The sequence below is a fragment of the Oceanobacillus iheyensis HTE831 genome, assembly GCF_000011245.1.
Classification (GTDB): Bacteria; Bacillota; Bacilli; order Bacillales; family Amphibacillaceae; genus Oceanobacillus; species Oceanobacillus iheyensis.
The window spans coordinates 1,402,051-1,421,970 of record NC_004193.1 but is presented as its reverse complement, the minus strand read 5'-3'; the positions used below and the strand labels follow the sequence as shown (position 1 = coordinate 1,421,970).

The 19,920-nt window shown below is 35.6% G+C and carries 17 protein-coding genes and 1 riboswitch; of the genes, 6 read left to right on the top strand and 11 right to left on the bottom strand.

Going from position 1 to position 19,920, the window contains the following annotated elements:
* Positions 1–167: 167 nt before the first annotated feature.
* The 4 genes from OB_RS07165 to OB_RS07150 form a co-directional block, all read right to left on the bottom strand.
* On the bottom strand, positions 168–1,580 hold the full coding sequence (locus OB_RS07165) for a hypothetical protein (RefSeq protein ID WP_011065778.1): 1,413 nt from the start codon (positions 1,578–1,580) through the stop codon (positions 168–170).
* A 135-nt stretch (positions 1,581–1,715) separates the two neighbouring features.
* Positions 1,716–2,285 (bottom strand): energy-coupled thiamine transporter ThiT, encoded by a 570-nt coding sequence (gene thiT / locus OB_RS07160; protein ID WP_011065777.1) that lies wholly within the window; start codon positions 2,283–2,285, stop codon positions 1,716–1,718.
* Between the two features lie 108 nt (positions 2,286–2,393).
* Positions 2,394–2,497, bottom strand: a riboswitch (TPP riboswitch).
* 60 nt (positions 2,498–2,557) lie between these two features.
* Positions 2,558–4,336 carry a M3 family oligoendopeptidase gene (locus tag OB_RS07155; protein WP_011065776.1) on the bottom strand — a complete coding sequence of 593 codons (1,779 nt, stop codon included), beginning with the start codon at positions 4,334–4,336 and terminating at the stop codon, positions 2,558–2,560.
* A 179-nt stretch (positions 4,337–4,515) separates the two neighbouring features.
* On the bottom strand, positions 4,516–4,755 hold the full coding sequence (locus OB_RS07150; RefSeq protein ID WP_011065775.1) for a phage holin: 240 nt from the start codon (positions 4,753–4,755) through the stop codon (positions 4,516–4,518).
* A gap of 244 nt (positions 4,756–4,999) precedes the next feature.
* Here OB_RS07150 and OB_RS07145 point away from each other — a divergent pair, with 244 nt between their 5' ends.
* The gene (locus OB_RS07145) at positions 5,000–5,536 is read left to right on the top strand and encodes a YceI family protein (RefSeq protein ID WP_011065773.1); all 537 of its coding nucleotides are present in this window, start codon (positions 5,000–5,002) and stop codon (positions 5,534–5,536) included.
* 84 nt (positions 5,537–5,620) lie between these two features.
* On the opposite strand, the gene OB_RS07140 is transcribed toward OB_RS07145, so the two are convergent.
* From OB_RS07140 to dacB, 5 genes are all read right to left on the bottom strand, one after another.
* Entirely contained in the window at positions 5,621–6,517 is an 897-nt protein-coding gene (locus tag OB_RS07140; protein ID WP_011065772.1) for a VanW family protein, read from the bottom strand.
* A gap of 356 nt (positions 6,518–6,873) precedes the next feature.
* Positions 6,874–8,082, bottom strand: a complete 1,209-nt coding sequence (locus OB_RS07135; RefSeq protein WP_011065771.1) for an NAD(P)/FAD-dependent oxidoreductase — start codon at positions 8,080–8,082, stop codon at positions 6,874–6,876.
* Positions 8,083–8,266: 184 nt separating this feature from the next.
* Positions 8,267–9,022, bottom strand: coding sequence for a hypothetical protein (locus OB_RS07130; RefSeq protein WP_011065770.1), 756 nt, complete (start codon positions 9,020–9,022; stop codon positions 8,267–8,269).
* 213 nt (positions 9,023–9,235) lie between these two features.
* Positions 9,236–9,643, bottom strand: coding sequence for a Spx/MgsR family RNA polymerase-binding regulatory protein (locus OB_RS07125; protein ID WP_011065769.1), 408 nt, complete (start codon positions 9,641–9,643; stop codon positions 9,236–9,238).
* A gap of 241 nt (positions 9,644–9,884) precedes the next feature.
* Entirely contained in the window at positions 9,885–11,264 is a 1,380-nt protein-coding gene (gene dacB / locus OB_RS07120) for a D-alanyl-D-alanine carboxypeptidase/D-alanyl-D-alanine endopeptidase (protein ID WP_011065768.1), read from the bottom strand.
* 218 nt (positions 11,265–11,482) lie between these two features.
* Between dacB and OB_RS18145 the strand changes: the two genes are divergently transcribed.
* The 4 genes from OB_RS18145 (at position 11,483) to OB_RS07105 (ending at position 16,040) form a co-directional block, all read left to right on the top strand.
* Complete coding sequence (locus OB_RS18145; protein WP_081427507.1) at positions 11,483–11,578, top strand: YjcZ family sporulation protein; 96 nt, start codon at positions 11,483–11,485, stop codon at positions 11,576–11,578.
* Between the two features lie 318 nt (positions 11,579–11,896).
* The gene (locus OB_RS07115) at positions 11,897–13,147 is read left to right on the top strand and encodes a DNA polymerase IV (protein WP_011065767.1); all 1,251 of its coding nucleotides are present in this window, start codon (positions 11,897–11,899) and stop codon (positions 13,145–13,147) included.
* A gap of 250 nt (positions 13,148–13,397) precedes the next feature.
* Positions 13,398–14,006, top strand: coding sequence for a peptidylprolyl isomerase (locus OB_RS07110; protein ID WP_011065766.1), 609 nt, complete (start codon positions 13,398–13,400; stop codon positions 14,004–14,006).
* A 348-nt stretch (positions 14,007–14,354) separates the two neighbouring features.
* Positions 14,355–16,040: a sensor domain-containing protein gene (locus tag OB_RS07105; RefSeq protein WP_041544123.1), complete on the top strand. Its 1,686-nt coding sequence runs from the start codon at positions 14,355–14,357 to the stop codon at positions 16,038–16,040.
* Between the two features lie 74 nt (positions 16,041–16,114).
* On the opposite strand, the gene OB_RS07100 is transcribed toward OB_RS07105, so the two are convergent.
* Positions 16,115–16,333, bottom strand: a complete 219-nt coding sequence (locus tag OB_RS07100; RefSeq protein WP_011065764.1) for a twin-arginine translocase TatA/TatE family subunit — start codon at positions 16,331–16,333, stop codon at positions 16,115–16,117.
* Positions 16,334–16,452: 119 nt separating this feature from the next.
* Here OB_RS07100 and OB_RS07095 point away from each other — a divergent pair, with 119 nt between their 5' ends.
* Positions 16,453–17,826 carry an FAD-binding oxidoreductase gene (locus OB_RS07095; RefSeq protein WP_011065763.1) on the top strand — a complete coding sequence of 458 codons (1,374 nt, stop codon included), beginning with the start codon at positions 16,453–16,455 and terminating at the stop codon, positions 17,824–17,826.
* Between the two features lie 233 nt (positions 17,827–18,059).
* Here OB_RS07095 and OB_RS07090 read toward each other — a convergent pair whose 3' ends face one another.
* Positions 18,060–19,667: a M20/M25/M40 family metallo-hydrolase gene (locus tag OB_RS07090; RefSeq protein ID WP_011065762.1), complete on the bottom strand. Its 1,608-nt coding sequence runs from the start codon at positions 19,665–19,667 to the stop codon at positions 18,060–18,062.
* Positions 19,668–19,920: the final 253 nt, after the last annotated feature.

Below are 19,920 nucleotides of genomic sequence, written 5' to 3'. Positions count from 1 at the left end.
CATCACTCCTTTGTTTTATTATTAAAATTATTCTAACATATTCGACAAATTTGTATAACCTATTTTTATATTAAATTAGATAAAAAATACCTTCACACGTTTACTATTCTTCCATTGTTTATAATGGAAGAATACGTAACATATAAAGGTATCATAAAATAAGAATCTTAAAGAAAGATAACTCCTACGATTGTCGCTATAATCAATCCGACTATTACAGGGATAAAATTCTTTCGAACCAAATCCATTACAGATACACCACAAAAACCTGCTATTGCAATTAATGACGACCAAGCAACAATGGTGCCGCCCCCCGTCCAAATAGCTCCTAATTGACCGATACTGGCTAGTGTAGCAGCATCCACTCCTCCTGTCTGAAGAGAAGCAGCTAATGCTCCCGTTAAGGGCAAGCCTGAAAAACCAGAACCATCTAAACCTGTTATTATTCCAATGATTAACACACTGAAAGCAACTAAGAATGAGCTTTCTGGTAGATATTGCTGAATAGAAGCAACTAGATCAAATAATAATGCAGGTCCTTCTTCCACACCTAATATTCTACCTGAAAACTCGGGACTGCCAAGAAAGAAAAATCCAGCGATAGGTATAACTGGCCCCATAGCCTTAAAAGCAAATACAAAACCATTTGTAATATGACTCCCTACATAGTCTAATGCGTTTTGTTTTCCAAACGCTATTGTCGAGAGCAATAACAATATTACTGCAACTCCACCAACAAATGCAGCTCCATCACCACCTACTAATTCTGTATTCGCAATAAACTTACCATAAAGCATATACACGACTACAGCTAACAAAGCAGTTGGTACAATAACTGCAAAAAGTTTGCTCCATGTTTCTAACTGTTTCGTTTTGGGGTGGTGTAGAGAATGCTCCGATTGCTGCAGTTGTTCTAACTCCCTTTCATTTTCCGGATCATGTTTTGAGCGTATATGTTTTCGATAAAGTGTATATGCAATTGCGATAGCGACTCCACCAGCAACTAAAGAGAGAATGAGTGAACGGTCGGCAACAACACTTGTATCTATATTTGCAGCAGTTGCCGAGAGATTTGGAGCTACTTGAACGATATAATCAGATGATAGTGCCATGCCTTGACCGGCAATTGCAATTGCAACTGCAGCTACCATTGCTGGTAACCCCGCTCTAATTGCAGCAGGAACCAATAATGCACAAATCAATGGTACAGCCGGGGTTGGCCAAAAGAATAATGAAATTACATAGGTTACTCCTATTAATACAAAGAATGATACGTGTCCATTTACCATTACGCTTTGTATTGGCTGGATCATTCGCACATCGGCACCAAGGTCTTTTAATGAATGTAATAAAGCAAGCATAAATGTAATAATTAAAAATATACTAAATAATTCTTGCGCGGCGACTAGATTGGCATGAAAGATGGCTGTAAATCCTGAAACGATACTGCCATTAAAAACCCATGACAATATGAAAGTTCCTAATAAGGTCGGTAGTACAATTCCTTTCCGAAAAATCATAGTGATGATAATTACAAGTGTAAACAACCCATAAATGAAATGCGCTAGGGTTAATGTCATCCTACATTCTTCCTCTCCTTGAATGTACTATAGCCTATGCAAAGAGAAGTGTTTTCGCTACTGTAACTATCTTCATTTAATAATAAAAGTCTAAGGACTCTTGGTCCTCAGACTTTGTTTGTGTGAGCAAATTGTCTACTTTGTTTGAAGTAATGTTTTTGGTTGTTTATGGAATAAAAAGAATACAGCTACTGCACTCAGTACAAAAGAAGGTAACATATACGAGCCATTATACAGAAGAGAATATAACCATACTGGTTGCCCTTCTACTGCAGATTCAAAGAATACTATCCCTGCAATATAATGTGCAATAAAACGTGCGAATGAACCGATAAATACTCCTAAAGTAATTAAAGATAAGTATGATTTAACCTTATTTTCTCGAACATTTTTTTGTACTGATTTTGCGACAACTCCCGCTAAACCAATGCCAGTAAATGCAATTGCGTAATCGATGAATCCTTGCAATGGCACCAATACATACGCAGTCCCTATAGCAATTTGTAACATTCCCCATAGGAATCCTGATATTAAGCCGCCTTTTAATCCCCATCGAAAGGCTACAATGAATATTGGAATCATAGCAAAATCAATAGAGCCACCCTGTGGCCATATTTTTATTTGTAACGGAATTAAATCTAGTAATAGTGCAAGCGCTGTGAAAACAGCTACCTCGACTAAAAATAACGTCTTTTTTGTTGTCATTATCTACTCTCCCCTATTTTTTTACACAACAAAAAAGTAATGCCATCGGGAAGCTTCTTGATGGGACTGCATTATACAGTCATTGCTTCGCTCACACATTACTACTGTCCATCAAAAAGACTACAATCCCTACGCTAGTACTAACTAACAGGTTCAAAGGGTCAGAACATTATACGTCCACTCTCAGCCATATGGCTCCCCTTGCAGGCTTTTTTCTATTTACTTTTTTGCTATATTTTATTGTACGTTAATCTGGCTATTTATACAATAGTTTATAATTGAAGAAATGTCTCAACATCCTTAACACATAAGGAAATTGCCTCTTCCCAAAAATCAGGTTTTGTTAGATCTACTTGTAAATGTTTTTGTGCTAGTTCTTCTACAGTCATTCTTCCAGTATCTCTTAATAATGCGATATAATCCTCTTCAAAACTTCCTCCTTGTTCTTGAGCATGCTTGTAAATTCCTAGACTAAATAAGTATCCAAATGTATACGGGAAGTTATAAAAAGGTACTCCAGTAATATGGAAATGCATTTTTGAAGCCCAGAAGTTTGGATCATATTCATCCAATCTATCGCAATACGCTTCTTTCTGCGCTTCCACCATCAATTGATTTAAACGGTCTACCGACACCATTCCTTTTTTTCTTTCTTCGTAAAAACGTGTTTCAAACAAAAAGCGGGAATGAATATTCATAAAAAATGCAATACTACGCTTGATTTTTACTTCAAGCTGAGATAGCTTCTCTTCCTTAGTTGTTGAAGATTGTACAGATGCATCAGCAACAATCATTTCCGCAAAGGTAGAAGCTGTTTCGGCTACATTCATCGCATATCTTTGATTTAATCCATTAACATCATTCATGACATGTTGATGATAAGCGTGTCCGAGTTCATGCGCCAATGTTGCTATATTAGAAGATGTTCCAGAATAAGTCATAAAAATTCTTGTCTGCTCACTATTCGGAAAGCTTGTACAAAATCCACCAGGACGTTTCCCTGGTCTATCTTCTGCTTCTATCCAATTTTTTTCAAAAGCCATTTGTGCAAAGTCTGCCATTTTAGGACTAAATTTCGCAAAATGATTAACAATAAATGCTGCACCTTCTGAATAACTTTTCTTTTCTTCTTCTTTACCGAGTGGAGCACCAATGTCATAAACACTTAATTTATCCAACTCTAGTAACTCAGCTTTCTTATCTAAATATTTTACAAAATGATGTTTATTTTTTTCTATTGCATTCCACATCGCATCAAGCGTTTCTTGTTTCATACGATTCTTCTCTAACGGTTCTTTTAATACATTGTTCCATCCATAATGCTTGTATGTTTGTAGTCGAAATCCTGCCAGATGATTTAATGTTTGGCTAATTAAATCTGCGTCTTTCTCCCACGCTTTAGATATTTGATCAAATACATACTTTCTGTTTTTACGATCTGGATGATTTGCTTTATTCGCAGCCTGTCCAACAGAGTACGCTTTAATCTCTCCATCTTCCTCAAGTTCAACACTCATCTTCCCAACAATAGTACCATACATTTGATTCCATGCATGATACCCATCAACAGAAAGGTCATTTTTTAACATTTCTACTTCTTTCGCTAATTGTTTCTTTGCTTTTTCTCTTTTTTCCCTTAATACAAATTCTAAATCTTTTAATTCAGGTGAGCCTATTAATTCTTCCCATTCTTTTTCTGGAACTTGAGCTACTTTTTGGTCAATTAATGTAGTTAATCCTTCCATTTCAGCTGATAACTCACTTCGCTCTGCAACAAGTAGATTCGCTTGTTCATCTTTTACGTCCTGAGCACTTAAACAACTAACAAAAGCTGCTGCCTCACGAAATTCTTTTTGCAACTTCTCCAATTTTATAAAGAGATTAGTCCATTCATCTACTCTAATAATAGACGTATCGATTTGTGTAACTTGTTGTGATACTAAAGTTATATCTTCTCTTACCTGTTGAACATGATTCTGGTATTCCTTAGAATGGCTTCCTCCTGGGAATATGGTATCTAAATCCCAGACTGGTGATAGTGTAAATGACATCAAATCCCTCCTTCATTATTTAAAATCTTTTGTCTTCTTAATTATAACGAAAGTTTTGAAAATAAACATTAAAAATTGGTTGGAACAAAAGTATTTCACTCAAAAGAGAGTTCCATTTTGCTTCTTCTGCTTTTGAATTATACTTTTTATCTGTTCCAACCAGTTTATTGCAGCATCACTTATTTCAATTTTTTCTTTCCCTTTGCCTGGGTTCTTCGATTTGCTTTATCAATTTCAGAATTTGATCTCCTATTTCTAATCCAGGCAATAATAGCGGTTGTTACTGTGAATACTGCTGATAGGAACTGTTCTATTAGTTCACTATCAATTGGCATCGGGGATTTTCCTAATAATACAAATACTTGGTTAACTGCTGCAATAATTACTGCAATGATACTAATAATTGTACCTTTGTCCATTTTTAAATAACCCCCTTGTAAACCTTATATTCCATTATTTTCAAATCCCGATGTTTTTGTAACGGCTCCCATACCAGAGAGCGTGTTTATTTTAGAAGTTATAGGGAAAACAACTAAAAATAGATAATAATTAAAGGAATATATTTTTAATTAAAGATACTTGACTTTAATAATTAATTAATTTACACTTAGTAACATAAAGTAAGTTAGTATAAAATAATCATTAATTGAGAGGATGTTAAAAATGGCAAAAACAAATTGGAATGTCGATCAAGCACATAGTGAAGTAGGTTTCTCCGTAAAACACATGATGATTTCAAAAGCAAAAGGTACTTTTGATCAATTTGAAGCTACTATCGAGGCAGATGTTGAAGACTTAACAGATGCTAAAATAGAATTTGTTATTGATACTACTAGCATTAATACACGTAATAAAGACCGTGACGATCACTTACGTTCTGCAGACTTTTTTGACGCAGAAAATTATCCAAAGATTACTTTTATAGCTACAGATATTAAGAAAACAGCTGATTCTAATTACGATGTTACTGGTAACTTAACTTTAAAAGGTACTACAAAACCTGTAACATTAGATGTTTCATTTGAAGGCCAAAGTAAAGATCCAATGAGCGGTTCAATGGTGGCAGGTTTCAGTGGCTCTACCAAGATTAACCGTAAGGAGTTTGGACTTACATGGAATGCTGCAGTAGAAACTGGTGGCGTACTAGTTGGGGAAGATGTAAACATTAATTTTGAATTAGAACTTCATAAAGCTGAATAACTCACTACTTGCGAAATTCAGTTAAAACTATAATCAAAAAACCACATGATTAGGTTAATTCACCTGCATTCATGTGGTTTTTCCTTATTCACTCTTTTTTTGTAAATCCATAGATTCTTTTTTAAAGAGATCGATATCCTCTGAGGAATAAATGAAAATAGACAGCCTGCCTTTCACTGACCTCGCTCGAATTAATAATGGTTCATTATATAAATTTTTAAATGCAAAGTCAGGGCCCCACCAACTTACCGTTGCATCTCTTCCTTGAGGAACATACGGAACTTGCTTACTATGTGCGTATCTCTCTGTTATTTGTATTCCCTTTAAATCAACTGCATTAAATAATGTAGATGACACTTGACATATGCCTCCTCCAATATCTTCATCTAACTCTCCTTTAATAATGACAGGAGCTTTTTGATATCCTTTTTCTCTTGTACGTTCCCCCACTGTATCATTAAACGAGAAGACTTCTCCTGGAAACAACACAGTATTATTGATAGACTCGGCGGCCAGCTTAATATTATTTGCTCGCTGTGTATTACTTTCACGAAATGTAGTAGTGTAAAATCCAATCTGTTTTTGACTAATTTCTCTTAACAGTGCATGATTCACCCTGGCATGTACAGGACGTTTTGGGACAGTTACTTTATCATTATTTTCAACGTAATATGATTGATAAATAAGTTCTATGAACTTTTCTCGATCAAGCGTATAACCTACTTTTTCCATTATTAGCTTTCCCGTTGAATCATAGTAAGCATCTTTTGGTTCTTTATTTACCTCTTTTTGTAATTCATCCATAAACGTATTTAATTTCTGTAAATCAAAAAATCCTTCATTTCCTAAGAGCTGATATTGATTTAAATCTAAGTTCCCACGTACATTTTCGTCAATATACAGGTCTATAATTGCAGCATCGGAGACTTTAGGAAACAACAATATAAAACAAATAAAAATAATAAAATAATAAACCTTCATTTCATACCACCTCAAATGTAGTATGCGATTTCCTGTCATGTACTATGTAAAAAATTGCTGACCATTATCAAATGTAATTTTATTTAGTTTCAGCGATTACCATTATTCAGTAAGCACTTATTGTCATAATTTCCTATGCCATAAGAAAAAGAGGCTTAACAGGAATTTTCATCCTGTTAAGCCTCTTTATTTTTATCTAAAATCACGATTATCTTCTAAATACTCGCTTGCAGCTCTATACCCTACTAAAGCTGTCACGACAAGTAAAAGATAGCAAAATAATTTTCTCATCTTTAACCTTACCTCCCTATGGAGCTTTTTATCATTATTTGATTTTATTATAGAGCTTCCTACAATTAGAAAGGACGGAATTTACCTTTCTTAAGTAACACTTTTGGTCCACCTACAAGGAATAATGAACGGTCATCTACAACTTTTTTCATTGCAGCCGCAGATTTTCCTCGAAGTTTGTTACCATTTAATACATTACCAATTCCATCTGATAATCCAAGCGAAGCTACAGTTCCTTTGTTACTGTAAACAAAATCTTGGATTGGTTGATTATTAATAAGTGCTGCAATATTTTCTGCTACTTGAGCACCTTCTTGTGTTGCTAATTGTCCAGTTGGTGGGTATGGACGTCCAGTCTCTTGATCTAATGTCCATGAGCAATCACCAAGGATAAATACGTTCTCTTCACCCTCAGGACGAAGATCAGGACCTACATTAACTTTACCTTTAAATAACTCATAACCAGATTTAGCAAGAACAGGGTTACCAGTTACTCCGCCAGTCCATACAACTGTGCCAGCCTTAATTAATTCCTTATCATCACCAACGATGAATCCTTCTTCCGTACACTCTTTAATTGGAGCGCCAATGCGGAATTCTACTCCACGATCTTCTAATGCTTTCTTCGCATAAGATACGAGATCATCATCAAATACCGGAAGGATAGAAGGTGCAGCCTCAACGTTAATAATTCTTGCCTTACTGCGGTCAATATCATATTTTTGACATAGTTCTGGAACCTTCTCAGCTAATTCACCAACAAACTCAATACCAGTGAATCCGCCGCCACCTACTAAAATAGTTAGTTGATCGTCATTTTTATTTTCATCTGTGGAATACTGAGCAAACTGATACTCAATATGTTCTGCAATATGTCGACTAGAGTCAATATCAGTGATTGCAAATGCATGCTCGTCCATTCCTGGGATTCCAAATGTATTAGAAACAAAGCCTAATGCAAAAACTAAGTAATCATAGCTCACTTCACTATTATCCAAAATAACACGTTGTTCGTCACGATTCACCTCAGTTACAGTGTCATAAATTAAACGAACGCGCTTCGGATTAACAGCATCAGTTAACATAAAGCGAGCTTGGTTCGGATTAATCGTACCTGCTGCTACTTCATGTAGCCATGTGCTCTCATAATGGTAATTATGTTTGTTAATAAGTACAATTTCAGCTTCATCTGCTGATAATTTTTGTGTTAGACGTCTTGTTGCAACAAGTCCTGCATAGCCAGCTCCAAGTACAACAACTTTTGGCTTACTCATAAATCATTTTCATTCCTTTCCATCATTCTATAAATGTCATAAAAGTAGTATAAGCCCTATCATCTATAGCCATTCATCCTACAAACGCATAGAAACTTATTACTCCATAAAAATATAATATCAAATTTTTTTAGAATAGGCTAATTTTCCTCATGAATGTTATAAAAAACTCGACTTACATATATTATTCTTTATTAGAAGTCTCCGGATCTTTTGGCTCCACTCCACCATCGCTAGTATCTTCTTCCTCTTTATCAGTGTTTTCTTCTTGATCTTCCGTCTCGTCACCTTTATCTTCCTCTTCATTTTCAGAATCATCATCTGGATCCGGCAGTGTCGGTTCTGTAGGAATTTCGGTGTTTTCATCTTCACCACCTTGTTCATTATCTTCAGTTTGGTCTTTACCACCATCACCTTGATTGTCGTTATCCTCATTATAGTTCTCATCACTATCCGAATTAGAATCATTATTTGGCTTTGTATCTTTGTCTTTTTCCCCGTTATTCGTAGAAGAAGTCTCTTCCTCTGAATTATCAGGCTCCGAACTAGAATTAGATGTATGGTTTGTTACAAAGGTAACTTGTTTCTGTGATTGATCTGAATTACTATATTGTGGTGTTTCAATCGTAGCGTCCACTTCGTCTTCTTCTGTAGATGATGTTTCTTTATCTATATTTCCAGAAGTCAACGCGAAAGATCCATTATCGCCCCGCGCTAATAAATTTCGCGGCTTATATATCTCTTTTCCTGAAAAGACAACTTTTTTACTTAACTGTGTTAGACCGGAAATTTGCATGGATTGATTTTCTAATGTATTTTTCCTAACAGTCGGTTTATCTTCTCCCGTTGTTGCATTCATTCTTGAAACCCCAATAATAACAACTACCATAAGGGCAAAAAGTATCCCGAGATTTACAAAGAGTAACTTTTTATTTCTCATCTTCCCGCTCCTAATTTAGACTATATGTAGATATCTAGTTGCACTCTTCACTATTGTAAGCCTAATTCGATAATTTTTTCAAATCTTTTTTCGGATTCGACACCCATAAAGAAGAATTTGTTTTAGGAAATGGAAATAATTCAATCTTGTTATATAGGATAAAAAGGGATGAAAAACCGCTTAACGATTCTTCATCCCTTTTTCGTCTACATATTAACCTTTCACGAGACCTAGATCTAATTTCCACTGTAACCACAAGTGTTCTCTTGTTTTTCTTGGAAGAAATTGTCGTATATCGTCTTCATGATAGCCTACTTGAAAACGTTTTTCATCCATTAATATCGGACTTTTTAATAACCTAGGGTGTTCGTGTATTAATTCTAATAATTTTTGTAATGGTAATTCGTCTAAATTTAAATTAAGTTCCTTAAATATTTTTGAGCGTGTAGAAATAATCTCATCTGTTCCTTCTACCGTCATTCGTAAGATTTCTTGTAATTCATTAATTGTTAACGGTTGTCTTAATATATTTCTTTCTTTATAAGCTATTCCGTGTTTTTTAAACCACTGTCGAGCTTTTCTGGTTGATGAACAAGATGCTCCGTATATATTGACTGTCATGTTCATTCTCCTTATTTTTTTTGACATTCTTAAAGAGGACATCTAGCATCCTACATCTATACCTTATCACCGAAATGTGGTAAAACTATGGTAAAGTAGTGGAAAATTATTTCTTTAATAAAGTGAAACTATGCATAAAGCTAGGCATTCGTTTCCAGCTTTGAAAGTTAGTCCCACGGAGGATTAAACTAAAGTCCTTGTACCGACCAGGCATATACTGACACAGTGGTAAATTTAAACACTATACCTTTGCTAATTCATGTTCATGTAAGTAAGTGACTATTTCATCCTCAATCTCTTTACCTATTTCTCCATCAATTAAATTATTCAACAAAATGGAGAAGATCACCCTTTGGTCCGTTTCCATTTTGATGTACCCAGATAAAGTACTTACCCCTTCTATTGTTCCAGTCTTTGCTTTAACAGAGAGCCCCTTCATTCGTTCTCGTAAAGTCCCACCGACCATTCGATTCTGCTCGCCCGCTAATGGTAAAGTATCTAACAACAAAGGAAACCATTCTTCCGTTTGAATACAATGTAATAAATGGGTCAATTCATTTGCGGGTAACAAATTATTGTGCGAGATTCCGGAACCATCCTTTATTTGCAACGTCTTCATATTTACTCCATAGGACTGAATTTGTTCTTTCATTACCTTCAATCCCGCTTCCCACGTACCTTCTTCATATACAAAACGTCCCATTTCTTTTACAAGCATTTCCCCAATTCCATTATTACTTAGTTTCATAAATGGGATTAAGATCTCTGCTAATGTAGGAGAAGAATGTACATGTATACACGCTGTACCGCTTGGAACGGACCTTCCTGTTTTAGATTTATCCTTTATAGTTATCCCCGTTTCATTTAATGCTTGCACAAATGTATTTACTACATAATCTGTCACTCCCCATACAGCCATCCACTCTTTCCTTATGTCTTGATTAATACCGATTTTCCCTTTTATATAAATACGATTACCATTATGTTCTCTAGTAATGCACAATTCTTCTTCCTCAGCGTGATCTACGGTAACTGCATGATTCTCTATCATGACATAAGATGTATTAGGATACAGTTGATACTCAGGAGGATCACCTAATTGACCTGGTTTAATAATAATTTTTACAGACCCAGTATCATAATCCTTATCAGGAGATAGTGTTAATGCTGATACTTCCGCTCCATAATAATATTGTGCATCCGACCAAATTAAATCCTCCGATAAACGTATGTCATCGTACCATGTATCATCCGCAATAATACTACCTGTAATTTTTCTGATACCATACTTATGGAGTATAGTTGCAAACCTCTGATAATCATTCAATTGCAATGTAGGATCGCCTTTTCCGACAATATAGACATCTCCTTCCCACACATCTCCAACAAGTTTCCCTTCTAACCTTATCTCCGTGGTAAATCTATAGCCGGGCCCTAATATTTTTAAAGCAGCTACAGCAGTTAGGATTTTCATATTTGATGCAGGATGAAGACGTATATCTCCATTATGACTAAAATAAATATCCCCCGTATCCGCAGATCGTACACTTAAACCAAGTATCCCCCCTGCCCATTTTTCTTGTTTACTGATATATGTTATAAGCTCTTTCAATACTCTCACCCCTGTTCTCAAGTTGAACTATATCTAATATTTATATTTCTACAGAAACGAACGAGATTCCTTTTTAATCGTAAACATATATACGTGCCGTAATTCATATGTCATTGAATGAATCGTCTACATTTTTCTTGTGATTTTATGTTCACGACTAGTTCATCGGCCCTCCCTGTTCTTATTTCCACACATATAATAGTCATATATCGTAGGAGGTGGTAAGTATGAGCGAATATGAAAAACGTGGTGAATTTGGCTTTACTTTTTTAGTAGTGTTGTTTATTTTGCTTATCATAGTCGGCGGCTCTTACTGGAACTAAAATTAACCCCTCTTCATGATTAAAATTTCTTTCCTCCTCTCGTATGTATCGGATTGAAGGATGCTTCCTGCATCCTTTTTTTATTGCGCAGCAATATTTTAATTTGTGTGCTGTATATAATTAAATACCTCAATCAGCATCGCCTGGTGATGTTGAGACAAAAAGACCAATCCGAATGATTGGCCTATGAACCTGCTTCAGAAATATACTTCGCTTGCCTATGTTCTTGCTTGCAGTTATCCTGTAACAAATTTCCATTGTTATTTTTTACTGTTCTACATATAATAGAACATACGTTCTTATGAAAGGGTGATAAATATGGATTATTCCAGTTATCCACGTAATGATGTTCTATGTATTGACATGCGTTCATTCTATGCGAGTGTAGAAGCAGTCAAACTCGGATTAGATCCGATGAAAGTAATGCTTGCTGTTGTTGGCGACCCCAACCGATCGGGAAGCATTGTGCTCGCCGCTTCTCCTGAGTTAAAGCGACGTTATGGAATAAGTAATGTCAGTCGTTATTTTGAATTGCCAGATGACCCGGAAATTCATATTGTCCCTGCCCATATGGCAGACTATATACACATGTCTTTGCAAATTACTGATTTACTACAGCAATATGCACCTATAGAGGCAATTCATCCTTATTCGGTCGATGAAGTATGGATTACAGTTAATGGTTTACAACACTTATTTGGAACCCGAGAAGAAATTGCTGAAAAAATTAAAGCTGATATTTTAGATTCCTTTGGTATTACTTGTTCCGTTGGAATTGGTGATAATAAATTTTTAGCAAAAGTTGTCATGGATCTTCATGCAAAAAAACAAGGAATTGCGGAATGTACGTATGAAGATGTGAAAGAAAAGCTTTGGCCACACCCGATTGAATCTATCTGGGGAATCGGCAGAAGAATGAAGCGAAATTTGAACCGAATGGGCATTATTACGTTAGGCCAGCTTGCGAATTATAATCTTGACCATTTAAAAAAACGATTCGGAGTAATGGGAGAGCAACTTTATTGGCACGCATGGGGAATCGATTTAAGCCCTGTGTTCGGTGATTTTTCAAAACAAGAACAAAAAGGCTTTGGGCATGGTATATCTTTGCTACGTGATTATACAAAAGAAGATATTCCTTATTGTATTCTCGACCTCTGTGAAGAAGTATGTCGAAGAGCTCGTACAGCAAATAAATCAGGTAGAACCATTCATTTAGGGATTTCTTATTCAAAAGAAACTGGCGGAGGATTTTCTCGATCACAATCCATTGATCTTCCAACAAATATTACCTTAGATGTTTACGATATTTGCATGCAATTATTTAATAAATTTTACGATGGTAAAAGTATGGTTCGTCATGTATATGTCACACTAACCAACCTTAAAGATAAGCAGGAAACACAGTTGGACTTATTTGAAGATCGTACGAAAAAAAATGATATTGGATATGTCATGGATGCAATCCGCGATAAATATGGATCCACCGCCATTCTGCGTGCATCCAGTTATACCCAAGCTGGGATCACTATAGAACGAAGCAAAAAAATTGGCGGGCACTACGCTTAATATAAAGGGAACCTTCATTTTGTCATGTAATACTGTCCGATACATGCGGGATAAACTAATGCACATTCTGAATTCCAATCATGTAAATTCATGCTATAATGACATTAAAGTGGGACGATGCACTAATATGAAGCTATATTTATCTCCGTGTTAGCGTCTTCTTCACACATTTCACTTCTCTGTCTAAGGAGGTGAAATCGAAGTTTTATGGACAAGTCCTCACCGTGATTAAAAACAAAGGAGAACTAAAATGAAGCAAAGATATCTATTTATACTAATGCTAATGATAACTCTTCTTTTATCAGCATGCGCTGATACCGAAGAAACACCGAGCGAAGAAACTCAATCGGAGGATAATCCGATAGCTACTATTACGATGGATAATAAACAAACTATTACTGTGGAACTTTATCCTGAAATTGCTCCTAACACAGTAACTAATTTTATTTCTCTAATTGAAGATGGCTTTTATGATGGATTAACTTTCCACCGGATTGTCCCCGAATTTGTTATCCAAGGTGGCGATCCTGAAGGAAATGGAACTGGAGGACCCGGATATTCTATCCCAGGAGAATTCACTTCGAATGGATTTGAAAATGATTTAATCCACGAACGTGGTGTCCTTTCAATGGCTAGAAGTCAACATCCTGATTCGGCAGGATCTCAATTTTTTATTGTTTTAGACAAAGCCGACCATCTTGATAAAGATTATGCAGGGTTCGGAAAAGTCATTGAAGGCATGGAAACGGTAGATAACATTGTGGAACAAGGAACTTCTGGACAAGAAGTTCCAACCATTAAGGAAATAACTGTAGATACCAAAGGACAAGACTACGGAGAGCCAGAAAAAACAGAATAACCAAATAGACTTGTTGATAATGGTAATAGAGAGTATTTAATAGGATCTCTAGAAGCAGGATGCTGTGCTAACTAATATGATCTTTCCATGGACATCGATTTAGCTAACTCAGAAAAGAAAGCACTTTACTGAGTTAGTCTTATCTCGTCCTCCCCCCTCTATATAAGAGTAAAACTCTATCTTCAAACTTGTACGTCCCGCAAAAACATCGAGAAATTCTATCTCCCTCAATTAAAAATGTTCTAACCTATACATGAAAATATTTCATATTTTTCGTCAATTTCCATAGCTATGCAGAATCAAATCTAGTAAAATAGAGTGTACATATACATAAGCGAGGTATTCTTCATGAATGAAAAAAGAAAACATTATTTAACTGATAGTAGGGTACAATCCGCAATAAATCAGACAACTATGTTTTCCATCATAGATGTGAATGGGAATTTAATATATGCGAATGATTCTTTCTGCAAGCGTCTAAATTACACCGAAGAAGACATATTTGGCAAACCGTTTAATAGAATACTAAAGTCACCTTTCCCCCTACATATCGTAAGAGAACAAAATAAAAAAGCTGTTTGGAAAGAGGAAATTCAAATCCAAACAAAAGATGATACCACTTGTTGGTTTGAAGCATCGATGGTACCTTATTATGATCAAGATGGAAATCCAGATAAAACGATAACAACTTACTATGATATTACTGCAAGAAAACATTATGAAGAGTATATCGAAGGAATTGCATTTACGGATTATTTAACGAAGTTACCGAATCAGAATCAACTTTATCATTGGATAGACGAACAACAAATAGATATCAATAATACAAAGGCCATATTATATATTTCTTTAGATCGATTCAAACAAATTAATGAAGCTTTCGGTAAACGTATTGCAGATAAAGTTATTAGAATGGTAGCAGAACGATTGCAAAACTTCCAAACGAAAGATAACTTTCTGTTTCGTAAAGATGGAGATGAATTTGTTGTTATTATAAAAGAACAATTAAATCAAGAGGAATGTATGGCGAAAGCAGAAAGTATCGTAAATAAGTTGCGCATCCCATATAAAATACAAGATAGCCAAATTTCAATAACGGTTAGCATCGGAATTCGTTTTCCTTACAAATCCGCCTATACGAATGGGCACTCTAAGTATGATGAAATAGATACTTCCATTAAACAAGCAAGAAAAGCAATGGATCTTGCTAAAAAGAAAGGTGGAAACCGATATTGTATACATGCTCATCATCAGGAAAAACCTCTGGAACGGGGCTATATAATAGATTTAGAATTAAAGGAAGCCCTAGCTCGCGAAGAGTTCAGCATTATGTACCAACCAATTATTAATCTTAAAAGTCATAAAGTAGTTGGTGCAGAAGCGTTACTACGATGGAATAACCGAGAGCTTGGTTTTGTTTCTCCTGATGAATTCATACCCAAATTAGAGGAATCTGGAATGATTATCTCTGTCGGAAAGTGGATATTAGAAAATGTCTGTAGAAGGATGAAATCATGGCAGGAAAAAGGCTTACTCATGCAACGTATTTCCGTAAATGTTTCTCCAATACAATTTAAAGATAAGTACTTTGTACAAGACGTGAAAGAAATACTCAATGATACAATGCTAGATGCCTCATATCTTGAGATTGAAATAACTGAAAGTACGATTCTTAATCTAGAAAGTTCGATGTTGACCATTTTAGAATTAAAGAGCTTAGGAATGCATGTGTCTATTGATGATTTTGGGACAGGTTATTCATCGTTAAGCTATCTAAAACAACTTCCTATCGATACATTAAAAATTGATAAGTCATTTATCGATGATCTTGATCGAGATGGAGAAATTATTACAAATACAATCATTAATATGGGGAAAAATTTGCACTTCCGTATTATTGCTGAAGGAATTGAAAGTGAAAAACAGCTCGAATACTTGAAAAGTCAGCAATGCCACGAAGGACAAGGATATCTCTTTAGTAAACCTGTTCAACCCAATGAAATTATGACAATGTTACTACAGCAACCATCATAAAAATACACGCTATAAACAATATTCCCAAATAAAAAGACGCTTAGTTCAATTACTGTTAAGCGTCTTTTTCACTACTATTTATTATTATTGGAAGAAGATTGATTCAACTGCTTTTCATTTTTTTTATCTTTCTGTTCTTCTTCATCCATCATACTGTTCGCAGAAGATTTAAATTCACGTAGAGTTTGTCCAGCAGCTTTTCCAATTTCAGGTAACTTTTTAGGTCCAAAAATGATTAAAGCGATAACAATTATTAGGATTAGACCTGGTATACCTATATTTGCGATACCCATAGGATATCACCTCCATCCTGTCCATATTATAAACCTTTTTTCAATATTTTTAAACACTTTGCTATACATTTAAAAAGTCAGACATAAAATTTTATAACTACTAAAAAGGAGTGCTCCACATGGAAACAACCATTACTTCCTTGATAGAAGAATTAAGCAAATATTTAGAAACAGCACAAATCACTCAAAACGAAACGCTGTTAGAACAACATAGTAAAGACGAATCTTACCACGCACCTCATAAGCCATTAGCTGTCATATTTCCTAAAGATACGACAGATGTCCAACACATAACGAGATGTTGCTCACAGTTTAAAGTACCAATCTACCCTTTTGGTGTCGGAACTAGTTTAGAAGGACATGTGATTCCAAATCAGCCAGGAATTTCGGTAGATTTCTCGCTAATGAACAACATCGTGGAGATTAATCCAGAGGATTTAATTGTAAGAGTGCAACCAGGTGTTACCCGTACGCAACTAGAAAAGGAACTGAAAAAGTATGGTTTATTCTTTCCTGTTGATCCAGGAGCGGATGCAACACTTGGAGGAATGGCCGCTACAAATGCCAGTGGTACACTAACTGTAAAATATGGAACGATGCGAGATAATGTACGGACAATGGAAGTGGTCCTCGCAAACGGCACCACGATTCAAACAGGTACAAAAGCTGCAAAATCTTCTTCTGGATATCATTTAAATGGATTATTTGTTGGCTCCGAAGGGACATTAGGATGCATCACGGAACTAACCTTAAAAGTTTTTGGTATTCCAGAACATATTGCTGCTGGAAGAGCTACCTTCCCTACCGTTCATCAAGCTATTGAAGCAGTAGTTTCCGTACTTCAAGCAGGTATTCCAATCGCGCGAATGGAGATCGTCGACGAAGATTCTATTTTGCAGGTCAATCAGTATAGCGAGTTAGATCTTTCGATAGAACCAACCTTATTTATTGAATTTCATGGGAATAAATCGGGTCTTGCAGAAGATATGGCATTCACAGAACAACTATTTTCAGATTTTGACTGTACAAATATCACCTTTGAGTCTGATACTGCAGCTAGAAACCAACTATGGGAAGCTAGACATAATCTCGCATATGCATATGTACATGGTTATAAAGGTAGAAAAATGATGATCACGGATGTTTGCTTACCGATTTCATATCTAGCTGATGCGATATCTCATGCTAGATTAATGCTAGATATCTACGGGCTTCCTGGTGGCATTACGGGACATGTCGGCGATGGGAATTTCCATATCGTCCTAATGTTTGATCCACACGATGAACAAGAGATCCAATTCGCTCAAGAACTAAATGAAAAAGTTGTAGCTTATGCTTTAGAACGCGGCGGAACCTGTACCGGTGAGCATGGAGTCGGGACCGGCAAGAAAAAGTATCAGCAACAAGAACACGGAGAGGCACTAACTGTAATGAGACAATTAAAACAAGCTCTTGACCCAGACCAGATTATGAATCCGAATAAAATATTTTAAAAGCGTTTAACAATGAAAAAATGTGAGTCGCTTCCCAAAGGCATGTCAACAACTAACTTGAGAATATTGTTTCAAGTTAGTTATTGACCTCTGCTCTTTTGAGAGGCGCTCACATTTTTATTTTCAATATGGATGAATCAAAGTTCCAAAGACAACAATTTAACTTAACATGACTAAAAAACGACTGCGGCAGCAATTGCACGATTATTTAACTCATTTAAGGTTTTCATACGTTATTTATTTGATATATACCCTACTAATTCTCTGAGCATCTTCGGGAACTGTTCGAACGCATTAACAATGTGTAATCTTTCCGTACGTTTATGTGCATCATACCCAAATGGACCTACATTAATTACTGGTGCTCGTAGCTGACTCATCTCATCAAAAGGAAGATGGTACGTATCTCCCCAAACAGGTGTGTTTTGTTCATATTCATCCCATCCAGAAAGGTCTTCCGAATAATTCACATAACTTAAATCACAAATACCATTTAAATAATGAATCTGTTTAATATCCAATTGAAAATCTTCTTTTGCTTTTTTGGTTAAAAATGCCGTACATTCTTTTACTAAACTATTGTCAGATGAGTTAACAGCCGGATAATACGGTGGTGCAAATAAGATGATCATCGCTGGTGCCAATTCTTGACAACGAATCATTAATTGATCCGTAATTCGAAGTGATTTTTCTCTATCATCCCATTCATCATTATAATAAATATCGGCTTTAATCTCTTGAATGATAGATTCACCTAATTTATCTGTCGCATATTCTAATAAATCCTTATAGCGAATTACTTTTACCTTTCCTATTGGTGGCACTACTTGTTGCCTACAAACTTCATTATAGGCTTCTGTACACTTGTTTGCAGCATCGGTCGCAACTTCCTCAAATAAGTCAAAAGCTTCCTTCGTACTTCGTTCCATTAAAAATAAATTATATAGCGCAGAAGAACGATATGGTGTCTGGGTCGAATAACGTAAACGCAGATCGGTTTGTTGTAACGTGACTGGCAATGGTGTAGACTCACCTCTTACCATTTCTTTAAATTTAGCATTCCACTCCATTTCTTGCGTCAAATATGAAGCCATAAAAGGCGAAGTCATACCACTTAACGGCTCCCCAGCATGTGTCTCCTTACCATAAAATAAAGCAGCTGCCAGCACCTTCCCTATAGTACCCGTATAAATATAATGCGAATTATCTGTTGGCTCTTGTCGAAACGTCGGCTCACTATTTAAAAATAATGTGTATGTAAAACCAAATTTTTTCTGTAACTCAACCAACACAGGTACTGCATAACGCATCCCGGATGAATTTACCTCTTCATCTGGAACTGTTAATAGTACAAGATTAATCGGCCACTCTTCTATACTCGCTTGCTCAATCAAGCTCATATGCATCACTAGCCCCATCTTCATATCCATGGTTCCCCTACCAAATAAAAAAGCTTCCGATTCCAAATCTTGATGAATCTCAAACGGTAACTCTTCTTTATTTTCCATATACAATTTAGTAAGTTCTTCGGGTTGTGTAGCAAGCGGTTCCATAGATCCGTATTCTTCTGTATTCACAGTGTCAAAATGACTAATAAGACAAATCGTTTGTGTAGCATCTGGATGCTTATAGACAGCAGTTAATAATTTTCTACGTTCATCTGCTTCATGCAAAGACAAACGATCTGGATATTGATGAAAATAATCTAAATCCTGTAACTTCGCATAAAGTTTCATCGGAAATTGACGTTCTCCTTCAGACAACGTTATACTTTTCCAACCTACTAACTCATTTAACAAAGTCCTTAACTGACTAGGGCTATTCCATTGTAATTTCGTCATATAAAATCCCCCTTTTACCCTTGTTTCTATACGTATTATTATAGCAGGTAAAAGACTGATTTACATGTTTTTTCAGAAGATAACAAATACAAAAATATCGTGAGTAAGTTTAAAAGGCTAATAGATATTGATCTCCAACATTCTTCATCTTACTTCAACTCCATATATATACGAGATATAACGTTAATATTTCCGCTTCTCTTTCACCTCTTACTTTACTCCTAAAAAGCAAAATAGTGGGCAAAATCATCCG

Coding starts and splice junctions, on each gene's coding strand:
- OB_RS18145 (WP_081427507.1), top strand. CDS start 11,483: ATGAGCGAATATGAAAAACGTGGTGAATTTGGCTTTACTTTTTTAGTA.
- OB_RS07150 (WP_011065775.1), bottom strand. CDS start 4,755: ATGGACAAAGGTACAATTATTAGTATCATTGCAGTAATTATTGCAGCA.
- OB_RS07110 (WP_011065766.1), top strand. CDS start 13,398: ATGAAGCAAAGATATCTATTTATACTAATGCTAATGATAACTCTTCTT.
- thiT (WP_011065777.1), bottom strand. CDS start 2,285: ATGACAACAAAAAAGACGTTATTTTTAGTCGAGGTAGCTGTTTTCACA.
- OB_RS07135 (WP_011065771.1), bottom strand. CDS start 8,082: ATGAGTAAGCCAAAAGTTGTTGTACTTGGAGCTGGCTATGCAGGACTT.
- OB_RS07115 (WP_011065767.1), top strand. CDS start 11,897: ATGGATTATTCCAGTTATCCACGTAATGATGTTCTATGTATTGACATG.
- OB_RS07125 (WP_011065769.1), bottom strand. CDS start 9,643: ATGACAGTCAATATATACGGAGCATCTTGTTCATCAACCAGAAAAGCT.
- OB_RS07130 (WP_011065770.1), bottom strand. CDS start 9,022: ATGAGAAATAAAAAGTTACTCTTTGTAAATCTCGGGATACTTTTTGCC.
- OB_RS07140 (WP_011065772.1), bottom strand. CDS start 6,517: ATGAAGGTTTATTATTTTATTATTTTTATTTGTTTTATATTGTTGTTT.
- OB_RS07145 (WP_011065773.1), top strand. CDS start 5,000: ATGGCAAAAACAAATTGGAATGTCGATCAAGCACATAGTGAAGTAGGT.
- OB_RS07090 (WP_011065762.1), bottom strand. CDS start 19,667: ATGACGAAATTACAATGGAATAGCCCTAGTCAGTTAAGGACTTTGTTA.
- OB_RS07100 (WP_011065764.1), bottom strand. CDS start 16,333: ATGGGTATCGCAAATATAGGTATACCAGGTCTAATCCTAATAATTGTT.
- OB_RS07105 (WP_041544123.1), top strand. CDS start 14,355: ATGAATGAAAAAAGAAAACATTATTTAACTGATAGTAGGGTACAATCC.
- OB_RS07095 (WP_011065763.1), top strand. CDS start 16,453: ATGGAAACAACCATTACTTCCTTGATAGAAGAATTAAGCAAATATTTA.
- OB_RS07165 (WP_011065778.1), bottom strand. CDS start 1,580: ATGACATTAACCCTAGCGCATTTCATTTATGGGTTGTTTACACTTGTA.
- OB_RS07155 (WP_011065776.1), bottom strand. CDS start 4,336: ATGTCATTTACACTATCACCAGTCTGGGATTTAGATACCATATTCCCA.